Source organism: Leptospira selangorensis (genome assembly GCF_004769405.1).
GTDB lineage: Bacteria > Spirochaetota > Leptospiria > Leptospirales > Leptospiraceae > Leptospira_B > Leptospira_B selangorensis.
This window is the reverse complement of record NZ_RQES01000019.1, coordinates 526,948-540,285: the sequence shown is the minus strand read 5'-3', so window position 1 is coordinate 540,285 and position 13,338 is coordinate 526,948. Positions and strand designations below refer to the sequence as shown.

17 protein-coding genes are annotated in these 13,338 nt (G+C 41.8%); 1 reads left to right on the top strand and 16 read right to left on the bottom strand.

Annotation, left to right across the window (positions count from 1 at the left end; translation table 11 throughout):
* The 5 genes from gspE to EHO58_RS17615 form a co-directional block, all read right to left on the bottom strand.
* Nucleotides 1-1,674: a type II secretion system ATPase GspE gene (gspE, locus tag EHO58_RS17635; protein ID WP_100723997.1), complete on the bottom strand. Its 1,674-nt coding sequence runs from the start codon at nt 1,672-1,674 to the stop codon at nt 1-3.
* A 4-nt stretch (nt 1,675-1,678) separates the two neighbouring features.
* Entirely contained in the window at nt 1,679-3,469 is a 1,791-nt protein-coding gene (gene gspD, locus EHO58_RS17630) for a type II secretion system secretin GspD (protein ID WP_135680789.1), read from the bottom strand.
* A gap of 7 nt (nt 3,470-3,476) precedes the next feature.
* The gene (locus EHO58_RS17625) at nt 3,477-4,370 is read right to left on the bottom strand and encodes a general secretion pathway protein GspC (protein WP_135626692.1); all 894 of its coding nucleotides are present in this window, start codon (nt 4,368-4,370) and stop codon (nt 3,477-3,479) included.
* Nucleotides 4,371-4,455: 85 nt separating this feature from the next.
* The gene (locus tag EHO58_RS17620; RefSeq protein WP_423789948.1) at nt 4,456-5,469 is read right to left on the bottom strand and encodes a M23 family metallopeptidase; all 1,014 of its coding nucleotides are present in this window, start codon (nt 5,467-5,469) and stop codon (nt 4,456-4,458) included.
* A complete protein-coding gene (locus EHO58_RS17615; protein WP_135626691.1) occupies nt 5,438-5,812 on the bottom strand; it encodes a type II secretion system-associated lipoprotein in 375 nt (124 codons plus the stop codon). The genes EHO58_RS17620 and EHO58_RS17615 overlap by 32 nt, the downstream gene beginning before the upstream one ends.
* Nucleotides 5,813-5,894: 82 nt before the next feature.
* Here EHO58_RS17615 and EHO58_RS17610 point away from each other — a divergent pair, with 82 nt between their 5' ends.
* Nucleotides 5,895-7,430 (top strand): YifB family Mg chelatase-like AAA ATPase, encoded by a 1,536-nt coding sequence (locus tag EHO58_RS17610; RefSeq protein ID WP_135680788.1) that lies wholly within the window; start codon nt 5,895-5,897, stop codon nt 7,428-7,430.
* A 30-nt stretch (nt 7,431-7,460) separates the two neighbouring features.
* Here EHO58_RS17610 and EHO58_RS17605 read toward each other — a convergent pair whose 3' ends face one another.
* The 11 genes from EHO58_RS17605 to rpsP form a co-directional block, all read right to left on the bottom strand.
* Nucleotides 7,461-7,658: a hypothetical protein gene (locus EHO58_RS17605; RefSeq protein WP_008590301.1), complete on the bottom strand. Its 198-nt coding sequence runs from the start codon at nt 7,656-7,658 to the stop codon at nt 7,461-7,463.
* Nucleotides 7,659-7,752: 94 nt separating this feature from the next.
* Nucleotides 7,753-8,112 carry a YraN family protein gene (locus EHO58_RS17600; protein WP_135680787.1) on the bottom strand — a complete coding sequence of 120 codons (360 nt, stop codon included), beginning with the start codon at nt 8,110-8,112 and terminating at the stop codon, nt 7,753-7,755.
* A 71-nt stretch (nt 8,113-8,183) separates the two neighbouring features.
* A complete protein-coding gene (locus EHO58_RS17595) occupies nt 8,184-9,368 on the bottom strand; it encodes an HD-GYP domain-containing protein (protein ID WP_135626688.1) in 1,185 nt (394 codons plus the stop codon).
* Nucleotides 9,369-9,382: 14 nt separating this feature from the next.
* Entirely contained in the window at nt 9,383-9,646 is a 264-nt protein-coding gene (locus tag EHO58_RS17590) for an EscU/YscU/HrcU family type III secretion system export apparatus switch protein (protein WP_208728843.1), read from the bottom strand.
* Nucleotides 9,634-10,440: a hypothetical protein gene (locus tag EHO58_RS17585; RefSeq protein WP_135626687.1), complete on the bottom strand. Its 807-nt coding sequence runs from the start codon at nt 10,438-10,440 to the stop codon at nt 9,634-9,636. Before EHO58_RS17585 ends, EHO58_RS17590 begins: the two co-directional genes overlap by 13 nt.
* Nucleotides 10,409-11,101: a ribonuclease HII gene (locus tag EHO58_RS17580; protein WP_135626686.1), complete on the bottom strand. Its 693-nt coding sequence runs from the start codon at nt 11,099-11,101 to the stop codon at nt 10,409-10,411. The genes EHO58_RS17585 and EHO58_RS17580 overlap by 32 nt, the downstream gene beginning before the upstream one ends.
* Nucleotides 11,102-11,176: 75 nt before the next feature.
* On the bottom strand, nt 11,177-11,608 hold the full coding sequence (gene rplS, locus EHO58_RS17575; protein WP_135680786.1) for a 50S ribosomal protein L19: 432 nt from the start codon (nt 11,606-11,608) through the stop codon (nt 11,177-11,179).
* Nucleotides 11,605-12,273 carry a tRNA (guanosine(37)-N1)-methyltransferase TrmD gene (trmD, locus tag EHO58_RS17570; protein WP_135626685.1) on the bottom strand — a complete coding sequence of 223 codons (669 nt, stop codon included), beginning with the start codon at nt 12,271-12,273 and terminating at the stop codon, nt 11,605-11,607. The genes rplS and trmD overlap by 4 nt, the downstream gene beginning before the upstream one ends.
* Complete coding sequence (rimM, locus tag EHO58_RS17565) at nt 12,263-12,781, bottom strand: ribosome maturation factor RimM (RefSeq protein WP_135626684.1); 519 nt, start codon at nt 12,779-12,781, stop codon at nt 12,263-12,265. The genes trmD and rimM overlap by 11 nt, the downstream gene beginning before the upstream one ends.
* Complete coding sequence (locus EHO58_RS17560) at nt 12,774-13,004, bottom strand: KH domain-containing protein (RefSeq protein WP_008591501.1); 231 nt, start codon at nt 13,002-13,004, stop codon at nt 12,774-12,776. The genes rimM and EHO58_RS17560 overlap by 8 nt, the downstream gene beginning before the upstream one ends.
* Nucleotides 13,004-13,270, bottom strand: a complete 267-nt coding sequence (gene rpsP, locus EHO58_RS17555; protein WP_135626683.1) for a 30S ribosomal protein S16 — start codon at nt 13,268-13,270, stop codon at nt 13,004-13,006. Before rpsP ends, EHO58_RS17560 begins: the two co-directional genes overlap by 1 nt.
* Nucleotides 13,271-13,338 lie beyond the last annotated feature (68 nt).

Sequence of the window (13,338 nt, the reverse complement as noted above, 5' to 3'; positions counted from 1 at the left end):
TTAAGTAACCCTTAGGACTTCATCCGGGGTGGTAACTCCATCCAATACTTTTCGGATACCATAATCTCTCATTGTGGCAAATCCGTTTTCTAGGGCGATATCATTGATCTTATTCGTATCCGATCCGGCTAGGATCGCATTTTTGATCGGAGTGCTAATGATCAGAAGTTCGTAAACCCCTGTCCTTCCCTTAAACCCGGTATTCATACAATGAGAACAACCTTTGCCTTTATATAAAACTCCGCCTTTTAGATCCTTTTTTGCAATTCCGATGGATTCCAATTCTTGAGGAGTCGGTTTATAAGAAATTTTACATTCTTTGCATATAGTTCTTACAAGTCGTTGGGCCATAAATCCCAATACTGTAGAAGTGATTAGATATGGTTCAATTCCCATATCCACAAGTCTCGTAGCAGCGGATGCGGCATCATTCGTGTGCAAAGTCGAGAATACTAAGTGACCTGTTAAGGAAGCTTGGATCGCGATCCTTGCAGTTTCCTCGTCTCGGATCTCCCCCACCATGATCACGTCCGGGTCTTGACGTAAAATAGCTCTCAGTCCTGTTGCAAATGTAAGTCCAATCTTCTCCTGCATTTGCATTTGGGAAACACCATCGATTTGGTATTCCACCGGGTCTTCACAGGTGATGATATTTCTTTCTTCGGTATTCAACTCCGTGAGAGCGGAGTATAATGTGGTGGATTTTCCGGATCCAGTAGGACCAGTTACTAAGATAATACCATGAGGTTCGTAAATAAGAGTACGAAGTGTTTTAACAAGATCCGGATAGAACCCCATCGTTTCGAGGGAATATTTCTGGTCAGTCTTATTCAAGAGACGCATAACGATACGTTCCCCGAACTGACAAGGAATTGTAGAAACCCGGATGTCCACATCCTTGCCCGCAAGTCTGAGTTTGATCCTACCGTCTTGGGGTAATCTGTTCTCAGCAATGTTCAGGTTGGACATGATCTTAATACGAGAAGTGATCCCCGCATGGTAAGATTTCGGAGGAGTTAGTACATTATGAAGAATACCGTCTATCCTGTAGCGGACCACTAGACTTTTTTCGTAAGGTTCTACGTGAATATCCGAAGCTCTCTCATTTACTGCCTGAGAAAGGATTACGTTCACCATCTTGATGATTGGAGCGTCGTCGGAAAGATCGATTGTCTCGTTATCGAAACCTTCTGCAAGTTCCGAGAAACTACCTTCCATTTCATTTAGAAGGTCCTTAGCTGCCGCAGAAGTAGTGTCGAACTGGGAGTGAATAAGCCTCATCACTTCCGGTTCAGGTGCGAGTATGAATTCTATTTTAAATTCTTTTAATGCAGAACGAACATCATCCATTGGGTGAAGATCCGTAGGATCAGACACCGCAATTTTAACGTTCTTCTTATTTAGTTCGAATGGAACTATTTTACTTTTTTGGATGAGTTTAAGAGGGATACGGTCGTAAACTTCTTCCATTCCCTTGAAATCCAGTTTTTCCCGGAATTCCATTTTGTATAAGCGAGCCATCGCCTTGAGAACGTCTACTTCTCCTGCGATCCCTTTTTTCTGAAGAATATGTCCTAGGGGTAAATGATTCTTTTTTTGTAGTTTGAGAGAGTCTTCTAGATCCTTGGCGGATATGACCCCGTCTTCTACGAGAATATCACCTAGAGTTTTCACTGTATTATTCTCCGCGTTCCTTGATGGTGGCTTCCTTGTTTAGAACCCTTTCCCTTTCAATTTCATATCTTTCTTGTTGTAACTTTTTCTTAACAGTCATCTTATCAGCAAGTTCACGATTATCCAAGATATGTGGAGTGATAAATACCATCAAATTGGTCTTTTTTAATTGTTCAGTAGTTCTACGGAAGATCCAACCCAGATAAGGAATATCTCCGAGTAATGGGATCTTGATCAGACGTTTTTGTTTATCGTTGGATATCAAACCCCCGATTACGATCGTCTGTCTATTATCTATAGTGATTGTGGTTTTCACTTCCCTTCTATTGAAGGTCGGGTTTCCTCCTGCAAGTGCAATGGAGGCGATGTTTTTGATCTCTTGCAAAAGATCTAAAGTGATACGATTATTCTTATTCACGTGAGGAGTGAATTTTAATTTAATACCTGTTGGACGATATTCGTAGTTATCCACCGTCACTGCGTTTGCACCACCCAAACCTGCGTTACGGCTTTGGGTTCTTACCGGAACGTCCTGTCCAACGTTGATCTCAGCTTCTTGGTTGTCCAAGGTGAGAACTTGAGGTGCGGATAATACGTTAAAATTTTCATTTCCCTGGTTTGCACTTAAGATCCCTAAGATCTGTTGTGCGCCGGCTTGGACGAAACCGAGAGAGAAACCTGATAAAGTGTTTAGGTTCGGGTTGATCCTACCGCTTGAGTTGATGATATTCCCTTCTTTAGCAAGTCCTGAGTTGAACTGGCTATAAGGTCCTTGTCCTTGGAATCTCCAGTCAATACCGAAGTCATTCGTATCAGTGGAAGAAAGTTCCACGATCAATACTTCTAATAGAACCTGCTTTCTTGCAGCATCTAAAACTCGGATAATTTTACGGATCTCATTCCATTCTGCTTCAGTCGCGGTAACGATTACAGAGTTGGACTCTTTATGAGCAACTGCTTTGATCTTTTCCACTTTAGGAGCTGGAGGAGGTGGTGCACCAGGTGCTCCACTTGGAAGAGGTTGGTCTCCTACTACCGGATTATCCAACTTGATAAGAGTAGCTGCGATCTTCTCCGCTTCATTAAATTCTAATGTATAAATATGAACATCACCCGCAGAAGCGACTGCGCCAGGTGTAGATTCATCCGGTCTTACATCTAACTCGTTTACTAAAGTAAGTAGTTTATTGATGTCAGCAGTAGATCCGGAAAGTACAATCGTATTCGTATTTCTATAAACGATAATATCTGTATTAGGAGAAGTTAATCTTTTTAAGATAGGTTCCAATTCTTCCGGTTTTACATTTTCTACCGGAATGATCTGGGTGATAATGCGGTTATCTAACGCTTCCGTTTCTGGAATCGGTTCCTTACCTACTCTAACATATGGAGATCTAGCAAGTGCGTCCTTTAATTTTACGATAGTGATCAGATCCACTTCTTCTACTATCGCGAATCCCATGGATTCCAAAACCGCCTTCATGAAAGGAAATGCGTTTTTTATAGGGATCTCTTTTTGAGAGATAATTGTGATCTTCTTACCCTTTAAACTCTCATCCAAAAGAATGTTTTTCTTTAGGATCGCGCTCATCCCTTTTAGAAAATCATTAAGTTCAGTATCTCTCCAGTTAGCATAAAAGGTTTTTTCCTTTGTATCTTCCGCAGGCGGGGTCGTATTTCTCTTAGTTCCTTTTTTGGAAGCCTGGGAGAGTAAACCTTCGTTCACCGAAAAAAGAAGTAAGAACGCGAATGCTGCGTTTCTTAAATATCTGGCTCGTAAATCTGTTTTGCGCATTTAATCTTTAATTCCGGATGATGAATTCATAGGACAATATCTTGCCCATTCTCTCTACGTCTACGGATACTTTATCGGCTGTTTTCAAGGAATTCCATATTTCCATCATTTTCACCGTATCGTTTAAGGGCATTCCGTTTACCCGTCGCACCACGTCTCCGGTCCTAGCTCCCAAAGAATAGAAAATATGATCGCTGCCTATACTGTATATTTTGTAGCCTGCGATCGTGTTATTTTCCAAATAAGGACCAAATTTTCCCTTATAAAGTTCAGCTACGTTAGCTAATTTCCTATTCACGTCCTGTCTGGACAGAATTTTACGGACCGAATCAGCGGCAGGTGGTCCTCCTGGAACATCTGCCTGAGCTCCTAATTTGGCCCTAGCCTCTCCCGGTGTTTGGCCTATTTCTACTTTGAGAGATTGGCCTCCTTTTTCCAAGACAACATGGTTGAGAAGAATGGACTTTACCTTATATCCTCCAACCGCTTCTCCCATCGCGAATTCTTCCGCGTTTTGTTTCCCTTTTTCTAAAATAGTAACTCGGGCAAAACTCCAGTGACCACTCAAGGTTCCGGTAATCCTCATTTCCTCACCTTCTCCAGTATCAGGAGGGGCGCCAGGATTTCCGTCTACTCCTGCGGGAGTTTCACCTGGAGGTGGAGCTAAACTTCCCCTAAATAAAGAACCTGTTACCATTTCCTTGGACATTTCGATCGTAATAGAATTTTCAGCGACCGGTCTTCTGGGAGCCGAAGTGGAGGAACCTGTTTGCACATTCGGGGTCAGAAAAAGTAGAAGTATCCCTCTACAAAGATATGCCAGAGAGAAGGAGAAAAATATCACGACGGGGATCAGAACATAGAATGTATGTTTTCTGAATTCGATAAAAATTGCGTTCATTGCGCCCTTCGGATATTCTCAAGAAATCAGTCTAAAAAAGCCGGACCTTAAAATATGGTCTCGGCTTTTGAAAGATGATCGGTTATTAAAGTTTTGCTACTTTGCCTGGGTCTAGGTTCGTAACAATTTTTAAGGTTTTCCTAAGTGCCACCTCAGGATTGATCCTTTTTCCGTTATAGAACACCTCGAAATGGAGATGGGAACCTGTGGCGGAGCCTGTACGACCTACGGCACCTATGACCGTGCCAGCTTTCACTTTCGTTCCCTCTTCCACTGTAATTTTAGCGCAATGCGCATACATGGTTCTATATCCGTTTGGATGATCTATGATGACTGAGTTTCCGTAACCGCCGTTAACTCCTGCAAAACTTACCACACCATCTGCGGAAGCGAGTATTGGTGCTCCTTGAGGGCCAGCCATATCTATCCCTGTATGGTAGCCTCCTCCACCTGTGTGGAATGGATCTTTTCTTTTACCGTATCTGGAAGAAAATCTAGCACCTAAAACTGGAGTGATGAATACTCTTTTATATTCTATCTTTTGGCGGGAAGCATTCCCTACTTTTACCGGAACACTTAAACTTTGTCCAACTTTTAGAACGGACCCTTTGTTTAAACCGTTTGCTTCTGAAATTTTAGCAGCAGTCGTTTTTAAGGATTTAGCGATCCTGAATAAAGTATCCTTAGGTTTTACGATATAGGATTTTATAATAAAGCCGCTTTGGCTAATAATCTTAGAAGAAACGATGGGATTGATGCTGATAAAAGAAGGAAGTTCCAGATTGGACTTATCTTTATTATAACTAAGAGAAGAATATTTGTCTTCTTCCCATTCTTCCGGGGATTGGGAGAATAATTGTTTAATCTTACGCTCTTCCTTATCAGTAAAGAAGGAAGAGTCCTTATTCGCGTAATCATTGATCGCGTTTTCGTAATTTTTAAGAGGATCGGCCGATAAAGCCGAAGCCACCATGGCGGATATAATGGGAAGGCAAAGAATCGTCCGTTTCACATATTTAATATCGGCCGCATCGGGCTGCCTTCTTGAACCTAGGGGGGAACGACGGCTACTTTTTCTTTTTATATTCCGTGAGCTCATTTGCAACGATCTTATCCAAATCCTCTATACTGATGGTCTTTTTATCTAAATCATCGTTTACCTGATAGGCAATCAACCTGCCGATAGCATGTTCCCTTTTCTGGTCTGCAGGGAAACATTTCACTTTAACCAGGGAAGGAGTCGATTCGACATAGATTCGGACCAACATTCCCTTCTTAAAAGTTTCGGTCATAGAGACTTTTGTGTCTTTTTTGAGGCTGTATATCTTATCTTGGTAATGCTCGTTGATCTCGAATAACTTCTCTTTTTTGATCAGTCTGGCACCGCACTGTATAGTAAATAGAGCCAGTAAAAAAGCGAAGAATCGCACCATTTCATGCATAACTTACTGAAGGTCCGGAAGTGATAAACTAGTTTTTAGAAAAAAAGCGCGAGGCCCGAATTTTTCCGCACCTGTCCAGGTTATGGAGACATGTAAACTGACCAAATTTCTGGGGGCTTCCCTGGAGGGAATACTTCCCTTTCCGGTATCCGTCGAAATCAATATCAAAAGAGGGATCCCAAGGTTCCTGATCACAGGACTCCCTAGTCCTTCCATCAAAGAATCTTCAGACAGGATCAGGATCGCAATAGAGAACAGCGGATTTGAATATTCTCTACAGAATATACTAGTCCATCTCGCACCTGCCGGCAGGAAAAAAGAAGGGACATACTTAGATCTTCCGATTGCAGCCGGGATTTTATATTTAACGGAACAATTACCTTCTTCTCAAAAACTAGAACGGTTTCTTTTCCTTGGAGAGTTAGGACTGGATGGTTCGGTAAAACCTCTGAAAGGAATTCTTCCAATACTTTCCGAATTACAAAATGTTGGTTTTACTGCGGCAGTGGTTCCTTTCGAAAACAGGAAAGAAGCCTCCATCCTGGAAAAATTTCCGATCTATTCCATCTCTCATCTAAAAGATTTAGTCTCCTTGGCTAAAGGAGAAATTAAGCCTGAGCCTAAGGGCGAGATAAAGATCAGATCGGAAATTCTACCCTGGAAATCCGAATCCTATAAAAGTCAATTGCCTGCAATACGAGCAGTTCAGATTGCAAGTGCCGGATTTCATCATTGTTTATTGTCTGGTCCTCCAGGCGCCGGAAAAACAATGCTCGCAAAATTAGCTCACGGATTTCTTCCTAGGATCCAAGAGAAAGAAGGAATCGAACTATTAGGGATACGTTCTTTACAGGAGAATCTTTCGAACACGGAAGTAGAAAGACCTTTTAGAAGTCCTCATCATACTACTTCCGATATCTCACTCGTCGGAGGTTCTAGCAGTTTAAGAATGGGAGAAGTTTCCCTGGCCGGAAATGGGATACTATTCTTAGATGAACTCTCTGAATTCCATTCCCGCAATTTACAAGCGTTAAGAGAACCGATGGAAGAAGGGAAAATTACGATCTCAAGGATTAGAGGTTCTATTACCTACCCCGCTTCTTTTTTGTTTATAGGGGCCACCAATCCTTGTCCTTGCGGATATTACCAAACCTTAATAAGGGAATGTAACTGCAGCGTTGCAAGTATTAGGAATTATCAATCTCCTTTTAACGGACCTTTTTTGGATCGGATCGAAATATTCTATCATATAGGTTTTTCCGGAAGTACAGATGGGGAAAAGGTTTCCATAAACTTAAAATCCATCCGAGACTCCATCCAATCAGCAGCCGACATGCAGCGCAGAAGATTATTTAGAGAAACAGGAAAACTCTACAACGGAAGATTAAGAGGAGAAGAAGTAGAAAGAATGATCCCTCTTTCCAGAGAATGTGAACAGTATTTTTGGGGAGCTGTCAACAAACAGAAGTTCAGCATTCGTAAGGTAGCTCATTTTAGAAAGGTAGCGAGAACGATTGCAGATCTGGAAGGTTCGGAGGATGTTCTTTTGAGGAATTTGGAGGAGGCCCTTGTTTTCCTGAATTCCGGATGGTCTCCGGAAAACAGGGCCGTAACCTAACTTGTTCTTTCGACGGTTTTATTTTTGTGGTTACTTTGACAGGAAATGCGAGAGTTCCATAGCGATCTTATCGATTGCGAAATCTATGTAGTTTTCGTCCTCGATCTTCTTCTTATAGTCCTCGAATTTCCGCTTCTTGATTGGAACTCCTCGTTTTCTCAGAATCACTGGGTCCGGTCCGAACGGGTCGGACCCGGCCAAGTTGCCGAGAATTTGGATGCTTTTCATAGTTACTTCCTTGTAACGATTTAAGGTCCTCATCCTTGAGAACCCGCAGACAATTCGAAAATCGACGTGTTTTTCAAATCGCTTAACGATTGTTTTAGAAGAGATGAAGATAATATTTCAGTTCCCTTTTTTCGGTAATTAGGGCCAGAGAGAAGGAGACAAAATGAGATCTAAAGGAAACGTTTCTGCTCAAATAATACTGAGCTGCCGTTTTCATTCTTCGGATCTTGACTTGCGTGAATATTTCCAAGGGGTGAATGGGAGAAGTTTTACTCCAGTACTTCACTTCCGTAAAATAAAGGACGTTTTCTTTCACACTGATTATGTCGATTTCTCCCCTTTGGATCCTAAAATTTCTTTCTAAAATCCTATGACCTTGCTCATGAAGAAGTTTTGCGGCGATATTTTCTCCTTCTTTTCCTTTTAGCACATTTCGTTTGGAGCCAGGTCCCATGAAGAGACCTGTTTTGGAAAAGAAGAATGGAGAATATTTTTTGGATCTAAAAGTATAGATCCAAAAAAAAATTAAGAGTTTGCGGTAGCTTCCTGAAGATCGAGTGCCTTTACGATAAACAGATGATTTTCTTTTACAAGATCCACTAAGACCAGATTTCTTACGAAGGTTCCATATTCATCTTTTATGATACGGATAGAAGGCCTTAAAGGTTTGTCTGCGTTTGCCGCCAGAACGATCCCAACTCTTTTATCTGAAAGTTCCACACAAGAACCCACCGGGTATAAGGAAACCTGATTCAAGAATGTGCGCACAATCTTTAAGTCAAACTTACCCACATCCATACTGATCATAGATTTGATAGCCTCGTGAGGAAGTACTCTTTGTCTATGAGGTCTGTTTGTAATTAGGGCCGAAAAATTATCCGCAATTGCGTAAATCCTAGCATTCTCTTCGATTGCGGTTGCTGCGATCTTCTGAGGATAACCTTTTCCATCAAAACGTTCATGGTGTTGTAGAGCAACGACTGCCAAACTGTTCTTAATTTTGATTCTTTGGGTCAGGACCTGATAACCTATGATCGTATGTTTTAGGATGGATTTGTATTCTTCGTCGGTGAGTTGGTCCGTTTTTTCGGAGATGGTTGCAGGAACCTTTGTCATTCCCACATCTGCCACCAAACAAGAGATTGCAAGGTCTACCATTTTAGGACGGGAGAAGTCTAAAAGTTTTCCTATGATCAAAGCATAGAATGTGGAAGTAGTGATCTGGTTATATAGATAATATCCAGGGTTATTCATCCCAAGGATTAGATAAGAAAGATTATTATGGGTCCTTACGAAGTCGGATAGCGCTTCTCCTTGTTCTCTTACCGGGCCAAAATCAAATACCTTATCGTCTGCAACTTTTCTATAAACGTCTTGGACTAATGCGAAAGTATTTTTGTATAGATTAGAAAATTGTACCTTAATGCGATTCAGGTTATCGTAGATCCCTTTCAAAGGAAGAAGGTCTTCGTCTACGATCGTGGAGATGATAAAATCCTCTAACTGGGTCTCCAATCTTTCAGGATCCACATCTATGACTAGGATATCACCATGGGTTAATACTTCGGTGATCCCGAATCTTTTCAAACGTTCCAGATCCGAATCAGTGATCGGAGTATTGGAAGTGATGAACAGATTTTCTTTGTCCAGATAAACGGGCTTTGTAAATCTCATACCCGGCTTCAATTCGGACACGTTCAATTTTTTCATTTTTTCAAATTCCCTTAATTTGCTTCCGCTTTTTGGCTGAGTACGAAAGCAAAAACACCCGCAACCGCTCTGTATAAATTTTCCGGAATTTCTTGTCCTACCGGTATCGGAGAAAGTGCCTCGGCCAAAGGAGCATCCTCCACTATAGGAACTCCGTGTCTCTTAGCCACACCCTTGATCTTTTCACCTAATAGACCTTGTCCAGTGGCTAGGATTTTTGGGCCTTTATTTTCGTTCGGTGTAAATTTTAGGGCGATTCCGAATTTCACGCAGTCCATTCCCTTCTCTGTAAAGAGGGCTTATATTGTATCCTGAGTTCCTGGAATCTAACTCCCGATTCTTCCAAGAACTGCATAAATTTTTTACGATTCCGACCTATATGCAAGTACAATTTAGAACTAGTATAAATAGCGGTTAGAACCAGGTCCGATGCATCTTCTTTTTTCCAGTGAAACCTGTAGAGACTCGGACCGTCTTCCTTGGTCTCCATAAAGAGCACAAATATACGACCCGGATCGGTTCCACCCAAATACCCTTCTGCATTTCCTCCTTCCCATTCCCACTCGAAATAAGGAGTCTCCGATTTCCATTCGAAATGAGGAAAATAGCTTTTGAGGAAGGCCAAAATGCTGTCTTCTGAAATGGGACCTTCTTCTTTATGTAGTACCTTCTCCAAAACTCCTGTGAGTCCTTTTTCCAAAGGAGAAAATATTTTGGAATCATCCGTTTCTAACGTTAGTTTCCTTTCCTGTATTTTCCATTCGGAGTTACTACCGGATAAGGTTCGGGATAAAAGTAATTGTTCTCCGGTTAGAAGACTTGTTTTAGTTTCGGCTTCTAATGTTTCACCTTTCCAGACAAGTTTTGCCTTTCCGTCTTTGGTACCTTCTTTCACCCAAACCCTAAAAAATGGAGCCTCTTTGGATTCACCTTCGAATAATTCCGGATTTTGTAATTTGGTAGAAGATCCGACTATGAATGAGATTTGATGGGATTCCGGGACTCTGTCCGTTTTTCGGACCTGAGGATTTTGGTTTTTGTCAATCGGATTGGGAGGAGGGATCGGAAACATGGAATTTTTTAGTAAAAGATCTTCTGTGGATTCTTGCCAGTCCCAGATTCCGGATTGCTTCCTCATGTCCCGCGCTTCCGTACCCTTTATGCCCCTCGAATCCATAACCTGGAAACTTGGAAGAGATCGCCTTCATAAAACGATCCCGTTTTACTTTTGCGATAATGGATGCGGCCGCGATACTTGCGATCCTGGAATCCCCTTTTTTATAATAGTAAGACTGGCGTTTTACCTCTTCCGATTCCTTGTATTTGGAAAAATTATAGTTTCCGTCTATTAAGAGCAGAAGTTTTCTTCCGGTACTTTCTATCGGAGCTTGGGAGGCCTTTCTATAACATTTCAGTATACCTTCTAATACTGCTCTGTTGATCCCGTAACGATCTATATAGGTATGAGATAAGAATGCGTGTGCAATTTTGTGGGCGGTTTCTTGGATTTCTTGGAACAAAGACTCACGTTTAGACTCTGTGAGTTTTTTAGAATCGTTTAACCCTTTTAGGATCTGACCCGCATAGATTTTTTCCAAAATATCCGGCGTGAAGGAAACCATTCCTACGGATAAAGGGCCAGCATAAGGACCTCTGCCAGCTTCATCTATTCCGCAAGGAAGAAACTCCGAAAAAAATTTCAATTCTTCGGGTTCGAAATTTGCGAGAGGCATCGGTTTTAAGGGGGAAAGTAAAAAGAAGAAGGAAGAGATTGCGGCAGAGAAGTCTGCCGCAACTAAAGATGGTTTTTATTCCGCAGCAGTGGTTTCAGCAGGAGCAGCAGCTTTTGCTTCTTCTGCTGTTTGGCGTTTTCTGTCTTCTGCAACCAGAATTTTTCCGCCTTTCAACTCGCGAATACGAGCAGATTTTCCGGAACGTTCTCTTAAGAAGAATAGTTTAGAACGACGAACCTTACCTTTACGTACTAGTTCAATTTTAGCGATACGAGGAGAATAAAGCGGGAATACTCTCTCAACACCTACATCGTAAGAGATCCTACGAACTGTGAATGATTTTCCGTTTCCGCCGTTAGAGATGGAGATCACAACTCCTTCGTAAACCTGGACCCTTTCCTTACCGGATTCTTGGATTTTATAATGGACCTTTACAGTATCCCCAACATTGAAGTTCAGGGTACGATTTGCTTCTGTAGGAAGTCCGCCTTTTAAAAGTTCTTTCATAAATTCCTCGTAATATCAGGGTCGACTTTCTTTCGATTGGCATTGCGCCAAGATTCGATCGCCGCGTGGTTTCCGCCCAAGAGAATTTCAGGAACCTTCCAGCCATTGTATTCGGAAGGTTTCGTATATTGTGGATATTCTAAAACATCCCTTTCGTTATGAGATTCTTCTTCCAGGCTCTCTCGGTCGCCTAAAAAGCCGGGCAAAAGCCTGGACACAGCATCTGTAATACAGAGGCTAGCCAAATCTCCGGCTGAAATTACATAATTTCCAAGGGACAGTTCTATGTCAACAAGATGCTCTGTTACCCTGTGATCCACTCCTTCATAATATCCTGATATAAGAGTGATTGGTTTTTGAAGCTTGGAAAGTTTCTCAGCAACGTTCTGATCGAATGGAATTCCGGAAGGAGTTGTAAGAATTACTAGTCCTCTATCTTCTCCCAAGGACTTTAAGGCCAGGTCGATCGGCTCTACTTTTAAAAGCATACCTGGACCTCCACCATATGGAGTGTCGTCTACTTTTAGATGTTTATTATTGGAGAAGTCTCTAAGATGTACTATATTAACGGAGAATACTCCCTTCTGGATTGCCTTCTCCTGTAGTCCTTCTGAAAAATACGCCTGGACTTTTGTGGGGAATAAGGTAATAAAATTAAATTTCATTCCAATCCTCAGGACTTATGACAACGATCTTTCCCTCTTCTAAGAGTACTTTTCCTACATGTTTTTCCACATAAGGAATTAAGATCTCCGAATCTTGTGTTTGAAAGACCAGGATAGAATGTGCCGGATTTTCTAGAATGTCTACCAATTCCCAACCAAGCTCTTTTCCATCTTCTGAGATAGCTTTCAGACCTTTTAGTTCGAATAGATAATATTCTTCGTTTTTGGATTTTGGAAAATGAGAACGATCTATATAGAGTTTTCCACCGGTTAAGGAAGAAGCTTCTTCCGGAGAATTGATACCTTCTAACTGTAAAAGTATCTTTCCGGATTGTATAGTGGATTTAAGGATTTTTACGGGAACAGGTTCTCTTGAGGAGAATTCTAAAATAGCTTGGAGGGGAAATTTGAGTTCCGGAACTGAACTATCCTCTGCAACCAGTCGGACTAAACCCTTCAGTCCGAAGGGTTTTCCTAAATGTCCGGTTAGGATTCGAGTCTCAGTCAATAATTTCTAAGGAGAAATTTTTTCCGGCTTTGATGGAGGCTGCGGTTAAGATCGCTCTTAAGGACTTTGCGATCCTACCATTCTTGCCGATCACTTTCCCCACATCCTTCGGGGAAACCCGGAGTTCTAGGACGGTTTGTTCGTCGCCCTCGATTTCCTTTACGGAAATCTCCTCCGGATGATCTACTAGAGAAGTAACGATATAGCGGATCAGCTCTTCCATTACTTCTTCAGAGATTGTTTATATTCCGCCCAAATCCCCTCGTGTTTAATGAGGTTCAGAACGGTTCCGGTAGGTTGAGCACCTTTGCTGAGCCAGCCTAAAATTTTGTCTTTATCCAGGACTGTTTGGCTTTTCACTTCTGCTGGGTGATAGTGTCCGAGGATATCGATAAATTTACCGTCTCTAGGGGAACGGGCATCTGCAGCCACGACCCGGTAGTGAGGGTTGTTTTTGGCTCCGGTTCTTTGTAGTCTGATCTTAACCAAAGTAAAATTCCTTCGAATAAATAAGGATGGCTCACCGCATAGGTTTGCCTAATACGCCATAATTTCCC